The organism is Streptomyces sp. NPDC093018, from assembly GCF_040684035.1.
Taxonomy (GTDB): Bacteria; Actinomycetota; Actinomycetes; order Streptomycetales; family Streptomycetaceae; genus Streptomyces; species Streptomyces murinus.
The window spans coordinates 448,923-466,197 of record NZ_JBFBFF010000005.1 but is presented as its reverse complement, the minus strand read 5'-3'; the positions used below and the strand labels follow the sequence as shown (position 1 = coordinate 466,197).

The window sequence follows — 17,275 nt, the reverse complement described above, 5'->3', positions numbered from 1 at the left end:
TGCCCCGGGTCCATTGGCCAGTGGCCCCGAGCCCGGTGAGCCAGTGCCCTTGGACCCGATGAGCCAGTGCCCCCGACCCGGTGAGCCGATACCTCCAAGCCCGGTGAACGGACGCCCCGGGCCGGTGGCCAGTGGCCCCCGAACCCGGTGAGCCAGTGCCCTTGGACCCGATGAGCCAGTGCCCCCAAGCCCGGTGAACGGGGCCCCGGGCCCGGTGAGTAGGTGCTCCGGGCCCGGTGAGTAGGTGCTCCGGGCCCGGTGAGTAAGTGCTCCGGGCTCGGTGAGTAAGTGCCCCGGACCCTGTGGGTCGGCGCCCGGCGCCCTGGTCCCGATGATCTGGTGTCCCCCGGCTAGCCGAGCCAACGCCCTCGGACTCGCCGAGCCCTCCCCTCGGAAACCTCTGAGCCGACCCCCGCAGGCTCCCATGAGCCACCGTCCCCAGACCCGCCGCCCTGGCACCCCCCGCCCCCGTGACCCCGCATCCCGAGCCCGTGACCCGGCATCCCCGACCCGTGACCCGGCATCCCCGGACCCTGTGAGTCGGCGCCCGGCGCCCTGACCCCGGTGATCTGGTGTCCCCCGGCCCGCCGAGCCGACACCCTCGGACTCGCCGAGCCCTCCCCCTCGGGAACCTCTGAGCCGACCCCCGCAGGCTCCCATGAGCCACCGTCCCCCGGACCCGCCGCCCTGGCACCCCCCGAGCCCGTGACCCGGCATCCCCGGACCCGTTGAACCGTGCCCCAGCCCCCTGGGCCGCCGCCCAAGCTCCCTGGGCCGCCGCCCCGGCCCCCCTCCGGCCGCCTCGGGGCTATCGGGCCAGTCCCAGTTCCGGGTCCTCCCGCAGTTTGCCGAGGGCCCGGGACACCGCCGACTTCACCGTGCCCACCGAGACCCCCAGCACCTCCGCGGTCTGGGCCTCGCTGAGATCCTCGTAGTACCGCAGGACGACCATCGCCCGCTGCCGCGTGGGCAGCTTCATGACGGCCCGCCACATCGCGTCGTGCAGCGCCTGCCGCTCGGCGGGGTCGTCGTCGGGCAGCGGGTCCGGCTCGGGCAGTTCGTCGCAGGCGAACTCGTCCACCCGGCGCTTGCGCCACTGCGAGGTCCGCGTGTTCAGCAGCGCGCGGCGCACATAGCCGTCGAGCGCCCGCTGGTTCTCGATCCGCTCCCAGGCGGTGTAGGTCTTGGCCAGCGCGGTCTGCAGCAGGTCCTCGGCGTCGCAGGGGTTCGCGGTCAGCGAGCGCGCGGCGCGCAGCAGGACGGGCCGGCGGGCCCGTACGTACGACGTGAACGACGGGTACGTGGGGGCCGCTGCCGAGGCGCTGGTGCAGACGGGTGTGGTCATGGCTCCACGCTATGAGCGGCCCGCGCGTCCCGGGATCGGCCGCAGGTGCCGAAGCGGGGTCCCCCTCAGGTTGTAGGGGTGGGGACGGCGCCACCTCCTGAAGGTGGAGCGAGGGTACGCCCGACCCCGGGTCCCACCCCGAGGAGTTCAGCCGTCCGCCGCCAGGACCAGGCCCGATGTCGGCACCCCGGTACCCGCGGTCACCAGGGTCCGGGCGGCCCCGGGGACCTGGTTCACCGCGGTGCCGCGCAGCTGGCGGACCGCCTCCGCGATGCCGTTCATGCCGTGCAGATACGCCTCCCCGAGCTGGCCCCCGTGGGTGTTGAGGGGCAGCCGCCGCCCGGCCGTGAAGTCCGCCGCCTCGCCCCGGGCGCAGAAGCCGAACTCCTCCAGCTGCATCAGCACGAACGGGGTGAAGTGGTCGTACAGGATCCCGACGTCGATGTCGGCCGGGGCGAGGCCCGAGGTGCGCCACAGCTGGCGGGCCACCGCGCCCATCTCCGGCAGCCCGGTCAGCTCGTCCCGGTAGAAGCTCGTCATCTGCTCCTGGGCCCGGCCCGCGCCCTGGGCGGCGGCCGCGATCACGGCGGGCGGCCGGGGCAGGTCGCGGGCCCGTTCCAGGGAGGTGACGACGAGTGCCTGGCCGCCGTCGGTCTCCTGGCAGCAGTCCAGCAGCCGCAGCGGCTCCACGATCCAGCGGGAGGCGGCGTGTTCGGCGAGGGTGATCGGGCGGCCGTGGAAGTAGGCGGCCGGGTTGGTCGCGGCGTGGGCGCGGCCGGTCACGGCGACATGGCCGAACGCGTCGGGGGTCAGCCCGTAGGTGTGCAGATAGCGCTGGGCCGCCATCGCCGCCCAGGAGGCCGGGGTGAGCAGCCCGAACGGCAGCACCCAGCCGAGCGCCGCGCCCTCCGCCGAGGGCTCGCGGTGCTGGACGCCGGCGCCGAATCTGCGCCCCGAGCGCTCGTTGAAGGCGCGGTAGCAGACCACCACCTCGGCGACCCCGGCCGCCACGGCCAGCGCCGCCTGCTGCACGGTCGCGCAGGCCGCGCCGCCGCCGTAGTGGACCCGGGAGAAGAAGGACAGCTCGCCCATCCCGCAGGCCTGGGCGACCGTGATCTCCGGGCTGGTGTCCATGGTGAAGGTGACCAGGCCGTCCACGTCGGCGGGGGTGAGCCCGGCGTCGTCGAGGGCGGCGCGCACCGCCTCCACCGCGAGCCGCAGTTCGCTGCGCCCGGAGTCCTTGGAGAACTCGGTGGCGCCGATCCCGACGACGGCCGCGCGCCCGCCGAGGGCGTCCTTCGCGCGCAGGCTCATGGGCGGGCCGCCGCGGGGACGGTGACGGTCACCGTGCCGGTCACATGGGTGCCGAGGCCGTTGGCGCCGACGACGCGCACGGTGGCGGTGTCGCCGTCGACCCGCTCGATCCGGCCGGTCAACACCATCGTGTCGCCGGGATGGTTGGGGGCGCCGAGCCGGATGGCGACCTTGCGGAGGATCGCGGTGGGGCCGAAATGGTCGGTGATGTACCGGCCCACCAGGCCGTTCGTGGTCAGGATGTTCATGAAGACGTCCGGGGAGCCCTTGGCCCGCGCCAGTTCCGGGTCGTGGTGCACGTCCTGGTAGTCCCGGGAGGCGATCGCGCCCGCCACGATCAGTGTGCGGGTCAACGGGATCTCCAGCGGCGGCAGTTCGCTGCCGACCGGCCTCACGCCGCCACCCCCCGGAACACCGGCAAGGTCAACTCGTCGTCGTACGCCGTGAATTCGAGCCGCACCGGCATCCCGATGCGCACCTTGTCGTACGGCACCCCGATCACATTGCTCACCATCCTCACTCCTTCCGCGAGTTGGACCAGGGCGACCGCGTAGGGCGGGTCGAAGGCGGGGAAGGGCGGGTGGTGCATCACGACGTACGAGTGCACGGTGCCCTCGCCGCTCGCCTCGACCGTGTCCCAGCCGGGGCCGCCGCAGGCGTTGCAGCCGGGCAGCCAGGGGTGGCGCAGGGTGCCGCAGCCGGTGCAGCGCTGGATGAGCAGCCGGTGCTCGGCGACGCCCCGCCAGAAGCCGGCGTTGTCGCGGTTGACGACGGGACGGGGGCGCTTGGCCTGGGGCGCCGGCGTGCGGGCGGGGGCGTACTTGAGGATGCGGAAGCGATGGGTGCCCGCGAGGACGCCGTCCGCGCGGATGTCGGTGCGGGTGGTGACGAAGTGGCCGGTGCCCAGCCTGGTCGTCTTGCGGCCCGACACCGATTCGATCACCGTGTCGAAGGTGATCGTGTCGCCCGGCCGCAGCGGTCGCAGGTACTCCTGCTCGCAGTCGGTGGCGACGACCGCGGTGCAGCCCAGGTCGTCCAGGAGGCGCAGCAGTTCGTCGTAGGGTCCTGAGCGGTCGCCGTGACCGGAGAGACCGGCCATCGTCCAGGCCTGGAGCATGGTGGGCGGGGCGATGGCGCCGGGACCGCGGTAGGCCGGACTGGTGTCGCCCATGGCCTCGCACCAGTGCCGGATCATCGGCAGGTTGACGGGGTCCCGGCCGGTCCCGGTGGCGGCGGCGGGGAGCCCCTCGTACGCCGCGAGCCGCGCCTGTGCGTCGTCCGCCCGTGTCTCCATGTCCGGCCTCCCGCCGTGGTGTTCGGCCTCCCGCCGCATTTCTGACTGTCCGTCAGCTGCGACGGCACTGTCAAGGAGACCGACCCGGCGGGCGTACGGCGGACCCGGGCCGGACACGCGTCGGCGCGGCGGTGCCGAAGCACCGCCGCGCCGCTGTCCCGCATCCCCGGAGCGCGCCCCCTCGGGCCGTCAGCCGGGGCTCACCGCGGCCGGCCGAAGCCGATGCCGGTGGCCGCGGGCGGTGCACATCCTCGCCATGCTGATCCTCTCGAAACCGGTCGCCGTCCCGACCGCCGCTGCTGCTGTCGCACAGCCAGACCTGCCCGGCGATCTCCGCCGCATCCCTCCGAAATCATCACTTCGCACGCAAGCGTGACCACCGGCCGATAAACCTCTTTCTTTTTTCGAACACACGTCCGAACATGGGGGTCATGGCCACCACCGACCGGCAGGCCACGACGCTGGCCCTCGCCCATGCCCTGTCCGCCGCCGAACGCGGCCTGGCCGTCCTCCCGCTGTCCCGGACCAAGCTCCCGGCCCTGCGCTCCCCCCACCGCGACGACCCCGGCCCCGCCTGCCACGGCGGGTGCGGCCGCTTCGGCCACGGGGTGTACGACGCCTCGACGGACCCGGCGCGCATCCGCGAGATGTTCGCCGCCGCGCCCTGGGCCACCGGCTACGGCATCGCCTGCGGGCTGCCCCCGTACCACCTGATCGGCGTCGACCTGGACACCAAGTCAGGCACGGACGCCCCGGCCGCCCTGCGCGAACTGGGCCTGCGCCATCTGTTCACCGTTCCGGACACGGTCGTCGTCCTCACCCCGAGCGGCGGCCGGCATCTGTGGCTGACCGGGCCCCCGGACGTCGTCGTGCCGAACTCGGCGAGCCGGCTCGCCCCCGGCATCGACATCCGCGGCGCCGGTGGCTACCTGGTGGGGCCCGGCTCCCGCACCGCCCACGGCGTCTACGGCACCCTGCCGGGCACCGCCCGGCTGCCCCCGGCCGCGTGCCCGCCGGGCCTGCTGCGCCTGCTCCTGCCACCCCCGCGCACCCCGCACCGCGCCCTCGCGGAACACGGCCACGGCCACGGCCTCGTCCACTTCGTGCTCACCGCGCACGAGGGCCAGCGCAACACCCGCCTCTTCTGGGCCGCTTGCCGCGCCTACGAGAACGGTCTCGGCCCCGCCCTGGCCGCCTCCCTCACCGAAGCCGCCCGGCACACCGGCCTGACCGAACAGGAGGCCCGCGCGACGATCGCCTCGGCGGCCAGGATGACGGGCCACCGGCCGTAGGACACATCAGGCACGTCGGGCACGTCGGGCACGTCGCCTCGGAGGCTGCGGGTGCGGCTTCCGCGGCGATGTCAGGAGGCTGCGGACGCGACCTGGGGGTCCACCTTCTTCAGCTTGCCCACCGACACCTTCGCCACCGTCTGGAGGTCTCCGTAGTCGTAGCCATCGCTGGACACCATGACGTTCAGCGAGACGGTGCCCACGCGCACCAGCCCCATGACCATGCAGAACCCTCGCTTGCCGATGATCACACCGGCGCGGGTGACGGTGGAGTCGTCCCCCATGACCGGCAGGGACAGGGGCGCCAGGTTCATGCGCGTCGACCCGCCGTTGTCGTAGGTGAGATGCGCGCACCCCTTCGCGGACTTACGGGCGTCGTCGATCACCCGCTGCGCCCCGGCGGCCGAGGTGTGGCTGACCAGGGAGACCAGGATGCTCACCGGGCCATTGGACCCCTGGACGGTGAAACCCCTCACCACCGCGGCCGAGGAACCGTACGTGCCGGCGTAGGCGCTCATGGCGTTCAGGAATTGCGTGCAGACCGGCCCTCCGGAGGTCGCCGTGATCCTCTGCGTCTCGGCTCCGGAGCCGTCCTCCGACGTGTCGGCCCGCAGACCGGGAACGTCCGCCGCGGTGATCACGGCGGCCTTGAGCCGACCCTCGGTCAGGGGCTTCGCATGCGCGGCCGACGCGGACGGCGAGGCGGACACGGAAGGCTCGGACGTCCGGGCCGTACCGGCACTGCTGCCGCTGCTGCTGCCGCCGCATGCCGAGAGCGCTCCTACGGACAGCACGAAGGCCGCCACGCACACCACTCGCCCGGCCCGACCGGCTCTGAGAAGATCCACCGTTCCCACCCCTACGTCCACCTGCTCTGTCAGCGCGGGCAGTGTAATGGGCATGATCAACATGCGACCGAGCCGCCCCGGCACACGGAAACCGGGCCGCTCCGGTACGCGCAAGGGGTGTCCCTTCCGGGACACCCCTTGTGACGCATGGCCTGTGCGGAGGCGGTGGGATTTGAACCCACGGTGACATCGCTGCCACGACGGTTTTCAAGACCGTTCCCTTAGGCCGCTCGGGCACGCCTCCCCGCGCCGCCCACCTGGGGCGGAGCGGGGTACAGCGTACCGGCCCGGGGGCGGTCGCGGGGGCGTTGGGGACAACGGCCCCGATGGGAGGGGGAGGTCAGCTGTCGCCGGCGCGGGCGCCGAGGGTCAGCTGGACCGTGTGCTCCTGGCCGCCGCGCTTGTAGGTGATCGTCACCTTGTCGCCGGGCTTGTGGGTCCAGATCTCGCCGATCAGGGTGGGACCGCTGTCGATCACCGAGTCGTCGAGCTTGGTGATCACATCGCCGGGCTTCAGGCCCGCCTGGGCCGCCGGACCGTTCGCCTCGACCGCGGCGGCGCCGTCCGAGCCCTGGTCGGTGATCTTCGCGCCGTCCGTGGAGTCCTCCAGCGAGACGGACGCGCCGATCTTGGCGTACACCGGCTTGCCGGTCTTGATCAGCTGCTGGGCGACGTACTTGGCCTGGTTGATCGGGATGGCGAAGCCGAGGCCGATCGAACCGGACTGCCCGCCGGAGCCGAAGCCGCCGCTGCTGCCCGAGGACTGGATCGCCGAGTTGATGCCGATCACCGCGCCGGAGGCGTCCAGCAGCGGGCCGCCGGAGTTGCCCGGGTTGATGGACGCGTCGGTCTGGAGCGCGCTCATGTACGACGCCTTGCTCGTGGAGCTGCCGTCGCTGGAGGCCACCGGGCGGTTCTTGGCACTGATGATGCCGGTCGTGACCGTGTTCGACAGGCCGAAGGGGGCGCCGATGGCGATCGTCTCGTCGCCGACGGCCACCTTGTCGGAGTCGCCGAGCGGCAGCGGGTTGAGGTCGGAGGGCGGGTTCTTGAGCTTGACGACCGCCACGTCATAGCCCTGCGCGTGGCCGACGACCTCGGCGTCGTACTTCCGGCCGTCGGGGAACGTCGCGGTCAGCTTGCCGCCGTCGAGGGCGTCCGCCACCACGTGGTTGTTGGTGATGATGTGGCCCTGCTTGTCGAAGACGAAGCCGGTGCCGGTGCCGCCGTCGCCGTTGGAGCCCTCGGCCTCGATGGTGACGGTGCTGGGCAGCGCCTTGGCGGCCACGTTGGCGATGGTGCCGGGGGCGCGCTTGACCTGCGCCGCGCCGTTGTCGGACGCGGAGACGGTGGTGGAGCTGCCGTTGTCGTTGTTCCTGGCCAGGGTGTAGCCGAGACCGCCGCCCAGACCGCCCGCGACCAGCGCGGCCACCAGGACCGCGGCGAGCAGGCCGCCGCGTCCCTTCGGCTTGGGGGCGGGCTGCTGGTACGACGCCCCCCAGGCGGCACCGCCACCCGCGCCGCCCGCGCCGTCGGCGTAGGTCGGCGCGCCGGGCGGCGGCGGGGGCGGCCAGGCGCCCTCGGGGCCGGCGACGGAAGGCTGCGGGGCGGTCCCGGGGACCGGCGGCAGCGGAGCGGTCGGCTCGGCGCCGGTGGCCGGAGCCGCGGGGTGGCCCTGGCCCGCGTGGGGTGCCTGGGGGACTTGGGGTGCTTGGTGTGGCTGCGGCGCCTGGTGCGTCTGGGGGGCCGGGGCGGGCTGCCCCGGCTGCTGGTCGGCTTGGTGCCCCGGGCCCGCCGGCCCGTCGGTCCCCTCCGGCGTGGCGGGTGCCTGCGGGGACGCGTCGGGAGAGGCCACCGGCACGGGAGGTGCGGACGGGGCCGGGGGTACCGCGTTGCCCTCGTTCTCGGTGCTCACAGCTCTACTCCTCGATCCACGGCTGTTTGTCCTCGGTCGCGCTCGATCACGTTCGTGCACGCTCGGCGGCGCGTGCGCGCTGGTCGTGACCTGTCACGATGCGGCTGCGCATGGTCCTGCGTTCACTGTTCCAGTTTGTATGCAGTCAGCTTTTCCCACGGGCCGTCAGAGCACCATAAGCCGTGGCTGTGGGTCCAGGGCCAGCCCTTACAAAGGGCATCTATGGAAAAAGCTACATAAACCAGTACAACGTGTGCCACCGTTCGCCGCCCGGACGCCCGAGCGCCGTCCCGCGTACCCCGCGGGGGTGGCACCATGACGCGGTGACCACCCACGCACCACAGCTCTCCGTCCAGGTCGTCGCCCACCGGGGTGCCTCCGAAGACGCACCGGAACACACCCTGGCCGCCTACCGCAAGGCGATCGAGGACGGCGCCGACGCCCTCGAATGCGATGTGCGGCTGACCGCCGACGGCCATCTGGTCTGCGTCCACGACCGACGGGTGAACCGCACCTCCAACGGCCGCGGCGCCGTCTCCGCCCTGGAGCTCGCCGATCTCGCCGCCCTGGACTTCGGCTCCTGGAAGACCGGCGAGCCGTATCGCGGCCGGGTCGAGGAGCCCGACTGGGAGCACCGCCCCGAGGACCGCGAGGAGACCTCCGTCCTCACCCTGGAACGGCTGCTCGAACTGGTCGCGGACTCCGGGCGGCGCATCGAGCTGGCCATCGAGACCAAGCACCCCACCCGCTGGGCGGGCCAGGTCGAGGAGAAGCTACTGGGCGTGCTGGGCCGGTTCGGCCTGGCCGCGCCCGCCACGGCCGCCGAGTCGCCGGTACGGATCATGAGCTTCTCGGCACGTTCGCTGCACCGGGTGCACGCGGCCGCGCCGACCCTGCCGACGGTCTACCTGGTGCAGTGGCTCTCGCCCCGGCTGCGCGACGGACGGCTGCCCGCGGGCGTGGGCATCGCGGGTCCCTCGGTACGGATCGTGCGCAACCACCCCGGATACGTGGAGCGGCTGAAGCGGGCCGGGCACCAGGTGCACGTGTGGACCGTGAACGAGCCCGAGGACGTCGACCTCTGCCTCGAACTCGGCATCGACGCCATCATCACCAACCGCCCGCGCGCGGTACTGGACCAGCTCGGCCGCTGACCTTCCCTATTGACACCCCGCCGCAGGCCGCCGGTGTCGTCACAGGGAGTGCTCCGGCGCGTTCGCCGCGTGTGCGCGCGTATCGAATGCGTCACCGGAAGGGGATTGGCCGGTTTCCGGCACAGATCACTGGGGCATCCACACGGTGGCGTGGGGCGAAGGAGGTCTCGGGGGTGGCGTTGGTGGTGGCACAGGAGGTGCCCACGTCGTCGTGCATGGCCGTACCCCATGGCCCTGCGGGCGTGGGGGACGCGAGGCGCCGGATGCGCGCGCAGTTGCGCGGCGGAGGCGTGGCGGAATCGGTGGTCGACGATGCCGTACTGATCCTTTCCGAACTGCTGAGCAATGCGTGCAAGCACGGCCGGCCCCTGGGCGCACCCCGGGCCGGGAGCGGGGACGGGTACGACGACGGTGACGTGCGGGCCGCATGGCGGGTGGACACGGGCGGCCGGCTCATCGTGGAGGTCACGGACGGCGGGGGCCCGACCCGCCCGGCGCCGGCCACCCCCTCGGTGACCGCGCACGGCGGCCGGGGGCTCGCCATCATCACCGCGCTCGCCGACGACTGGGGCGTGCGGGACGACGTCCGCGGCGAGGTGACGGTCTGGGTGGTGGTCCATGGGGACGTGCACGACCCGGATGCCCGCTGCCGCCGCGACCATGTCACCGCCGCGCTCACCGCGTCGGCACCGCCGGATCTGTCCGGCCTCGATCTCGCGGAGGCGTTCGAGGACCTGGCTTGAGACCGAGACCCGGGCGGGCACCGCGGGAAGAGGGCCGCCAAGCGGAAAGGGGGCCGCTAGAGGGGGTTGGTGAAGGAGGGCCGGCCAGCGGGGGGCACGTGCACGGGGGCGGGTCGCCGGTGGGCGGGGGCGGGCCGCCCGTGTCCGGGAGCCGCCCGCCGCACGGTCGTTGTCCACAGGTTCCCGTCGGCGATGGCGCGAACGGCTAGGCTCCCGCCGTACGAGAAGCGCCGTAACCGGGAGACATCCACGATGGCCAAGAAGCGACCCCAGACGAAGGCCAAGCGCCCGCAGCCGACGGGTGGGGCAGATGGTGCCATTCCGGTGGTCGGCGGCCGCGAGCCCTGCCCCTGCGGCAGCGGCCGGCGCTACAAGGCGTGCCATGGCCGGGACGCCGCGCACGCGGTGACCGAGCTGGTCCACCGCCCCTTCGAGGGGCTGCCCGGCGAGTGCGACTGGGTCGCGCTGCGCGAACTGGTCCCGGCCGCCACGGTCGAGCTGACCCTGAAGGACGGCCTGCCCGAGGGCGTCCCCTCCGTCACGCTCGCCACCGTGCTCCCGATGGCCTGGCCCGCGCTGCGCCGCGACGACGGCTCGGTCCTGATCGGCCTGCAGAACGACACGTCGTCCGGCGACATCAGCCGCGACCTCGCCGACACCCTCCAGCGCGCGCTGGAGGCGGAGCCCGGCACCCCCGTGCAGGGCAGGCGCGCCCCCGCCGACGGGCCCCGGCTCCAGGAACTGCTGGCCGCCGAGAGCCCGTTCGAGCCGGTCGTGCACAGCGGCTTCGAGTTCTGGGTGCCGGACGCGGAGAACGCCACCCCGGAGGTCACCGCCTCCCTGGAGCGGGCCAACGCGGCGGCGATCCCGACGGTCCGGCTGTCCGGCGTGGACGCGGCGTACTGGTGCGAGACCCCGGAGAAGAACCACCTGCGCTGGGTGATGCCGCATCCCGAGGAGCGGCTTCTGGACGCTCTCGCGCGACTGCACGCACAGGGCCGCTCCAGCCTCGGCGAGGGCACCCGGCTGGTGGGCTCCTTCCGTGCTCACGGGCTCACCGTGCCGGTCTGGGACCTGCCGAGCGAGGTCCGCGCGGAGGACGTGGAGAAGCCGGCCGCCGAGTTCGCCGAGCGGCTGGCCGCCGCCCTCGCCGTCGAGGAGCCGCTCACCGCGGAGGAGCGCCGGGCCCGCGGCGGACTGACCAACCGGCAGGTCACGCTCAGCTGACGGCACCCGCGTCGGTGTCATGACTGAATGGTCGGTCAGTCATGACACCGGGTTTCCGGCGGGTGACTCCGGTCACAACTCCCGGCTCCGACAGGGAAATCGGTGGGAAATCGATGGCCGAATGCCTGAGTCGGAATTTGCGAACGGCCGATCTCTTGTTACCGTTCCAGTAGCCCGGTTGCTGGTGCATCCCCCGTCGCCAGCAACCGGGTCTTTCCATGCCCGCGTCCGGTGCCCGACGCGTCGCGCGCTCTCAACCGCCGTCCGCATCCTCGGAGTTGCTCCCCGAGCGCAGCAGCAGCGCCCCCACGGGCCCGCGCTCCGCGAACTCCGCGACGGCTGTGTAGGCGTCCGCCCCGCCCCGGCTGCGCTCGCGGAGGGTCTCACAGGTGGCGGGCTCGTCGTCGGCTCCCGTGTCGCAGCGCGTACGGGTGGTACGGCCGCCGGGGCCCATGAGGCTCAGCCCGGCGTCCAGCGACTTGCCGGTGGCGTTGCGGTAGTAGGTCCGCGCCCAGGTGTCCGCGCCCTGGATCAGCACACAGGTCTGCGCCTCGATGCCCCCGGGGGAGCTGAGTTGGGGTCCGCAGCGCACGGCGGTGGCGAGGCCCAGGTCCAGCAGCGCGGGCGAGCGGCCGGGCGCGGCCGAGGGGTCCTTGCCCTCCGCGTGCCGCAGCGCGCCCGGCACCAGCACATCGCCCACGTCCCGGACCTGCCCGGCGGACGCCACGGTCAGCGGCAGCACGACGGCGGCCGTCACCACGCAGGCCAGCCCGACGAGATGCACCCGGCGCGGATCGGCCTTCCCGTACCGCGCCCGCCGGAACCCGCCCTTCGGCCGCGGCCCGGCTCCGTCGCCGGGTACGCCCCGGGATCCGGAGGAACCACCGGTGCCGGGCGACGAGTTGCCCCCGCCACCGACCGACGCCCGGGGGCCGGCCCCCTCGTCGGCCGACGCCTGGGGGTCGGCCCAGCCGTCCGCCGACGCACGGGAACCGTCCCCGCCCTCCGCCGACCGCACCCGATCCGACCCGCCGTCGTACCCCGGCCCCGTGCCGGTCGGGCGCCGGCGTCCCCCGTCGCGTGGCCGGCGCGTCCCATGGCCCCCAAGAATTCGCAGCATGGGCGGAACATAACGAGCACGGCACGCCCGTCCGCACCGTGCGCGCCGGACACCCCTACAACTCGGGCGCGCTCACACCCGTACGAGTGAGGGCGTCGACCACGGCGTCCACCACCGCCTCGACGTCCGGCACCCAGGGCGCGGCCGAACCCGGCAGCGGCGCCCGCTCCCAGCGCACCGTGCCGGTGCCGGTCTCGGACGGGGGCAGCGCGATATAGCCGCCCTCGCCGTGGAAGCGCAGCGAGCCGGGGACGAAGTCCTTGGCGTAGAGCAGCTCGCCCAACTGCTCCATCGAGTACGGCTCGACGAGCAGCGCCCAGCGGGTGGGCGAGGCGACGACCGGGCCGAGGCGCATGCCCCGGCGGTCGAGCAGGGCGAGGGCACGGGACGCGGCGAGCGCAGGCAGGCTCACCGCGCAGGGCGCCGTCCCGCCGGTCGCGAGGATGACGGGCGCGCTCGGCCGGTTGGTCCACCACCAGCGCACCATGCGCGCGTCGGTGGTGGCCGCGAGCAGCCCGGGGTCGAAGGGGTGGGCGCCGGGCACCGTGCACTCCGGGTCGGGGCAGCCGCAGCGGCCTCTGTCCTGCGGATCCGGGGCCACACCCGGGAGTACGGGCCACTGCCACTCCGTCGCGAAGGTCAGGGCCGCGCTGATCGGGTCAGGCGTCCCGTCGTTCCGTCGCTTGGACAGGAGCCTGCGTCGCCTTCCGAGGATCTCGCGCATGAGCGCTCGTTCCTTTCCGTTGCACCGCTGGCAACACCGTGGTCCACATCACAACATGAGTCGATCACTGCACTGTGCGTACCTGGTGGCGCATCACATCCCCGCACACGGCAGGGGATCCCCAGGGGTTCGAGCGTCGGCCGCGGCCGCGTCCACGGCACTCAAGGCAGGGCACGGTAGCGGCGTGGGGGTGGCGAAGCATGGCGTTTGCCGTCGCGCGTGGTTCTCTCCGCCTCCGCCACGGGAGGATGGGGCTCGGCCGTCGGTGGCTATGACGCCCGGGTCCGTCGCCAGGTTCCGGGTGGCCCCCAACCACCCCTGGCCTTCTCCGAGTACGTACCCATCACGACCGCTGTGACGCTCCGTGGAGCGAGCCCAGTCGACCGCAGTGGACCGTTCCCCCAGGCAGTTTTGAGCCAACTTGACGGTAAGGCAAGGGGTTCCGGGAAATCACCCACCAGCCCCGTGGACACCAGGAATCCCCGCAGGACAATGCTGGACATCCCCTCACGAGTGCGTGTACATGTGGAGACACTGCTAGCGGCGCAGAATCACCTGGGGGTTTGCGATGCTTTTGAGCACTGTGCACCAGTCTGAAGGCCGCGCGCCATGAGCGCCCCGCACCCACCGAAAGTGGCCGGAATCGATCCCACTGTTCCCACGCCCGCCCACACTGTCGCGCCCGCCCCTCCCGCCCCGGAGGCCCCCGCGGGCACACGCGCGGACACCATCCCCGCCGTCCCCGTCCCGCACCCCCCGGTCGCCGCCCCCGGCACCCTCCTCCAGGACCGCCTCGCCGGCTGGGTCTCCGACCTCACCACGCTGCACGAACTCACCGAACGGCTCACCCGCACCAGCGCGTTGGAGCCCGCCCTGGACGAACTGCTGCACGCAGGAGCCGCCCTCGTCGGCGCCCGCCGCGGCCTCGTCGTCCTGGAGCCCGGCGACGGACTCGGCCCCCGCACCAGCCGCGGCCTCGGCCTCGGCCGCGCCGACCTCGGCCATCTGGAGACCGTGCCGCGCGGCGCGCTGCCGTACGACACCGCGGGCACCGCCGAGATCGTCCGCCCCGATCTGTTCGCCGAGGACGACCTCGACCCCCGGCACCGCGAGGTCGCCGCCCGCCTCGGCTACGCCGCCAGCTACGCCCTGCCGCTCGCCACCGACGGTGCCGGCCGCCTCGGCGCCGCCGTCTGGTTCTACGACGAGCCCGCCGAACCCCATGACCGGCAGCGCCATCTCGCGGGCCTGTACATCCGGCACGCCACCGAACACCTCGCCAGGCTGCGGGAGGTGGAGAACACCCGGGCGTGCGTCGCGACCATCGCCGAGGAACTGCTGCCCTCCCGGCTGCCCCGGGTGCCCGGCGTCCAGCTCGCCGCCCGGCACCGCACCGGGCCGCGCGGCGGCGGCGACTGGTACGACGCGCTGCCGCTGCCCGACGCGGCGCTCGGTCTGTCGGTCGGCTCGGTCACCGGTTCGGGACCGAGCGCCGTGGCCGCCGCCGGCCGGCTGCGCGCCTCGCTGCGGGCGTACGCCGTGATGGAGGGCGAGGACCCGGTCGCCGTCCTGTCCGATCTGGAGCTGCTGCTGCGGCTGACCGAGCCCGCCCGCTCGGCCACCGCCCTGTTCGCCTACTGCGAGCCCGTGCTGCGCCGGGTCACCCTGGCGGGTGCCGGGCACAGCCCGCCGCTGGTGATCGGCGAGCGGCGCACCGAGTTCGCCGAGACCTCCGTCTCCGCGCCGCTCGGCATGCTCTCGTGCTGGGAGGCGCCCAGCGTGGAGATCCAGGCCGAAGCGGGAGAGACGGTTCTGCTCTACACCGACGGGCTGCTGCACCGTACCGGCGACCCCATGGACCGGGCCTTCGCCCGCCTGCACACGGCCGCCGCGAGCGTGCCGCGGGCGCTGCGGCAGGACCCCGGGGCCGTCGCCGACCATGTGCTGCGCACGGTGCTGCCGGACGGCCCGGACGCCGCCGACAGCACGGCGGACGTGGTGCTGCTCGCGGCCCGCTTCGACTGAGCCGGGGCCCCCGGTCGGCGACGCCGCTCAGTGACCACGCGGTGACCAGGCATAACGGGGCATCCGCCCCCGATCCCGTCCCGGTACGACCGTACGATGATGGAGGTCCCCGGCTCGGACACAGTGACCCACCGTGGCGAGCCGCACGGACCGCCCCGGGGGAGATCACACGCCGTACCGAGGAGGAACACGTGGCCGACGAACTCATTCCGGCGACCCCGGAAACCGAGTCCGAGGAGCCCATCAAGCAGCGGAAGAACGGCCTGTACCCGGGCGTCTCCGACGAGCTGGCCGAGAACATGCAGTCCGGCTGGGCCGACACCGAGCTGCGTGACCTGAAGCCGATCGAGCAGGCCGCCGAGACCGCGCGCCGCCGCGCCGCGCTCTCCGCGCGCTTCCCGGGCGAGCGCCTGGTGATCCCGGCGGGCAACCTGAAGACCCGCTCGAACGACACGGAGTACGCCTTCCGCTCCTCCGTCGAGTACGCGTACCTCACCGGCAACCAGACGGAGGACGGCGTCCTCGTGCTGGAGCCCGCGGGCGAGGGCCACCGGGCGACCATCTACCTGCTGCCCCGCTCCGACCGCGAGAACGGCGAGTTCTGGCTCGACGGCCAGGGCGAGCTGTGGGTCGGCCGCCGCCACTCCCTCACCGAGTCCGAGGCGCTGTACGGCATCCCCGCCGCCGATGTCCGCGAGCTGGCCGGGAAGCTGGCCGAGGCCACCGGCCCGGTGCGCGTCGTGCGCGGCTACGACGCCGGCATCGAGGCGGCCCTGACCGACAAGGTCACCGCCGAGCGCGACGAGGAGCTGCGCGTCTTCCTCTCCGAGCAGCGCCTGGTCAAGGACGCGTTCGAGATCGGCGAGCTGCAGAAGGCCGTCGACTCCACGGTGCGCGGCTTCGAGGACGTGGTGAAGGTCCTCGACAAGGCCGAGGCCACCAGCGAGCGCTACATCGAGGGCACCTTCTTCCTGCGCGCCCGCGTCGAGGGCAACGACATCGGCTACGGCTCGATCTGCGCCGCGGGCCCGCACGCCTGCACCCTGCACTGGGTCCGCAACGACGGCCCGGTCCGCTCCGGCGACCTGCTGCTGCTCGACGCCGGCGTGGAGACGCACACCCTCTACACCGCCGACGTCACGCGCACGCTGCCGATCAACGGCACGTACAGCGAGCTCCAGAAGAAGGTGTACGACGCGGTGTACGAGGCCCAGGAGGCCGGCATCGCGGCGGTCAAGCCGGGCGCCAAGTTCCGCGACTTCCATGACGCGGCCCAGCGGGTGCTGGCCGCGAAGCTGGTCGAGTGGGGCCTGGTCGAGGGCCCGGTCGAGCGCGTCCTGGAGCTGGGCCTGCAGCGCCGCTGGACCCTGCACGGCACCGGTCACATGCTCGGCATGGACGTCCACGACTGCGCGGTCGCGCGCACCGAGACGTACGTGGACGGCGTCCTGGAGCCGGGCATGGTCCTCACGGTCGAGCCGGGCCTGTACTTCCAGGCCGACGACCTCACCGTGCCCGAGGAGTACCGGGGCGTCGGCGTCCGGATCGAGGACGACATCCTGGTGACGGAGGACGGCAACCGGAACCTCTCGGCCGCCCTGCCGCGGCGCGCCGACGAGGTCGAGGCGTGGATGGCCGCGCTGAAGGGCTGACCCTCACCGAAGGACGGCCGGGCACCCTGGGGTGCCCGGCCGTCGTCGTCCAAGGGCTCTACCGCGCGGGGTCCTCGTCGTGCAGGATCCGCTGGAACAGCCGGCTGTCCCGCCAACGGCCGTTGACGTGCAGGTACTTGGGCGCCGTCCCGATCAGCTCGAAGCCGCACTTCTCCAGCACCCGCTGCGACCCGGCGTTCTCCACCCGCGTGGACGCCTCGATCCGGTGCAGGCCGACCACGTCCCGCGCGAGCCCGCACACCCGCGCCACGGCCGCGCTCGCCAGCCCCCGGCCCTGCCGGTCCGCGGCGACCCAGTAGCCGAGGTGCGCGCTGCAGAACGGCCCCCGGGCGATCCCCGTCAGGGTGATGGCCCCGACGATCCGCCCGTCCGCCTCCTCGAACACCCAGGGCACCGCGGCACCTTCGTCGCGCTGCCGCAGCAGCCCCTCGATCCGCTCCCGCTGCCCCTCCGGCGTGAAGAAGGAATCCGGCCGCACCGGCCCCCACGGCCCGAGGTGCCCCCGATTCACCTCATACGCCTCCGCCAACGCCTCCGCGTCCCCCGCCCCGAGCGGCCGCAACGCCACCCCGGCCGCCATCTCCCCGCTGTCGATATGCAT

Annotated in this window: 15 protein-coding genes and 1 tRNA gene; 6 read left to right on the top strand and 10 right to left on the bottom strand. The window is 73.4% G+C overall.

What is annotated here, in order from left to right; all coding sequences use genetic code 11:
- Positions 1-808: 808 nt before the first annotated feature.
- From AB0N90_RS15420 to AB0N90_RS15405, 4 genes are all read right to left on the bottom strand, one after another.
- Positions 809-1,345, bottom strand: coding sequence for a SigE family RNA polymerase sigma factor (locus tag AB0N90_RS15420; protein ID WP_361671839.1), 537 nt, complete (start codon positions 1,343-1,345; stop codon positions 809-811).
- A 147-nt stretch (positions 1,346-1,492) separates the two neighbouring features.
- A complete protein-coding gene (locus AB0N90_RS15415; RefSeq protein WP_365196564.1) occupies positions 1,493-2,659 on the bottom strand; it encodes a lipid-transfer protein in 1,167 nt (388 codons plus the stop codon).
- Entirely contained in the window at positions 2,656-3,054 is a 399-nt protein-coding gene (locus AB0N90_RS15410) for an acyl dehydratase (protein ID WP_361671844.1), read from the bottom strand. The genes AB0N90_RS15415 and AB0N90_RS15410 overlap by 4 nt, the downstream gene beginning before the upstream one ends.
- Entirely contained in the window at positions 3,051-3,953 is a 903-nt protein-coding gene (locus AB0N90_RS15405; RefSeq protein WP_365196562.1) for a bifunctional MaoC family dehydratase N-terminal/OB-fold nucleic acid binding domain-containing protein, read from the bottom strand. Before AB0N90_RS15405 ends, AB0N90_RS15410 begins: the two co-directional genes overlap by 4 nt.
- Positions 3,954-4,384: 431 nt before the next feature.
- On the opposite strand from AB0N90_RS15405, the gene AB0N90_RS15400 reads away from it, so the two are divergent.
- On the top strand, positions 4,385-5,245 hold the full coding sequence (locus AB0N90_RS15400; RefSeq protein ID WP_365196560.1) for a bifunctional DNA primase/polymerase: 861 nt from the start codon (positions 4,385-4,387) through the stop codon (positions 5,243-5,245).
- Between the two features lie 71 nt (positions 5,246-5,316).
- On the opposite strand, the gene AB0N90_RS15395 is transcribed toward AB0N90_RS15400, so the two are convergent.
- The 3 genes from AB0N90_RS15395 to AB0N90_RS15385 all read right to left on the bottom strand — a co-directional run bounded on the left by AB0N90_RS15395 (position 5,317) and on the right by AB0N90_RS15385 (position 8,008).
- Entirely contained in the window at positions 5,317-6,093 is a 777-nt protein-coding gene (locus tag AB0N90_RS15395; protein ID WP_365196557.1) for a sensor domain-containing protein, read from the bottom strand.
- Between the two features lie 157 nt (positions 6,094-6,250).
- A tRNA-Ser gene (locus tag AB0N90_RS15390) sits at positions 6,251-6,337 on the bottom strand.
- Positions 6,338-6,433: 96 nt separating this feature from the next.
- Positions 6,434-8,008 (bottom strand): trypsin-like peptidase domain-containing protein, encoded by a 1,575-nt coding sequence (locus AB0N90_RS15385; RefSeq protein WP_365196555.1) that lies wholly within the window; start codon positions 8,006-8,008, stop codon positions 6,434-6,436.
- Between the two features lie 323 nt (positions 8,009-8,331).
- Between AB0N90_RS15385 and AB0N90_RS15380 the strand changes: the two genes are divergently transcribed.
- The 3 genes from AB0N90_RS15380 (at position 8,332) to AB0N90_RS15370 (ending at position 11,132) form a co-directional block, all read left to right on the top strand.
- Positions 8,332-9,162, top strand: a complete 831-nt coding sequence (locus AB0N90_RS15380; RefSeq protein ID WP_361671856.1) for a glycerophosphodiester phosphodiesterase — start codon at positions 8,332-8,334, stop codon at positions 9,160-9,162.
- 86 nt (positions 9,163-9,248) lie between these two features.
- Positions 9,249-9,905, top strand: a complete 657-nt coding sequence (locus AB0N90_RS15375; protein ID WP_361671859.1) for an ATP-binding protein — start codon at positions 9,249-9,251, stop codon at positions 9,903-9,905.
- Between the two features lie 252 nt (positions 9,906-10,157).
- On the top strand, positions 10,158-11,132 hold the full coding sequence (locus AB0N90_RS15370) for a DUF5926 family protein (protein WP_161254199.1): 975 nt from the start codon (positions 10,158-10,160) through the stop codon (positions 11,130-11,132).
- A 253-nt stretch (positions 11,133-11,385) separates the two neighbouring features.
- Here the strand turns inward: AB0N90_RS15370 and AB0N90_RS15365 are convergent, their stop codons facing one another.
- Together AB0N90_RS15365 and AB0N90_RS15360 are read right to left on the bottom strand one after the other, a co-directional pair.
- Positions 11,386-11,916, bottom strand: a complete 531-nt coding sequence (locus AB0N90_RS15365) for a hypothetical protein (protein WP_365196551.1) — start codon at positions 11,914-11,916, stop codon at positions 11,386-11,388.
- Positions 11,917-12,307: 391 nt separating this feature from the next.
- Positions 12,308-12,976 carry a bifunctional DNA primase/polymerase gene (locus tag AB0N90_RS15360; protein ID WP_365196548.1) on the bottom strand — a complete coding sequence of 223 codons (669 nt, stop codon included), beginning with the start codon at positions 12,974-12,976 and terminating at the stop codon, positions 12,308-12,310.
- A gap of 609 nt (positions 12,977-13,585) precedes the next feature.
- Between AB0N90_RS15360 and AB0N90_RS15355 the strand changes: the two genes are divergently transcribed.
- Complete coding sequence (locus AB0N90_RS15355) at positions 13,586-15,001, top strand: PP2C family protein-serine/threonine phosphatase (RefSeq protein ID WP_365196546.1); 1,416 nt, start codon at positions 13,586-13,588, stop codon at positions 14,999-15,001.
- Positions 15,002-15,192: 191 nt separating this feature from the next.
- Entirely contained in the window at positions 15,193-16,653 is a 1,461-nt protein-coding gene (locus tag AB0N90_RS15350; protein WP_361671872.1) for an aminopeptidase P family protein, read from the top strand.
- Positions 16,654-16,711: 58 nt separating this feature from the next.
- Here AB0N90_RS15350 and AB0N90_RS15345 read toward each other — a convergent pair whose 3' ends face one another.
- Complete coding sequence (locus AB0N90_RS15345) at positions 16,712-17,275, bottom strand: GNAT family protein (RefSeq protein ID WP_365196543.1); 564 nt, start codon at positions 17,273-17,275, stop codon at positions 16,712-16,714.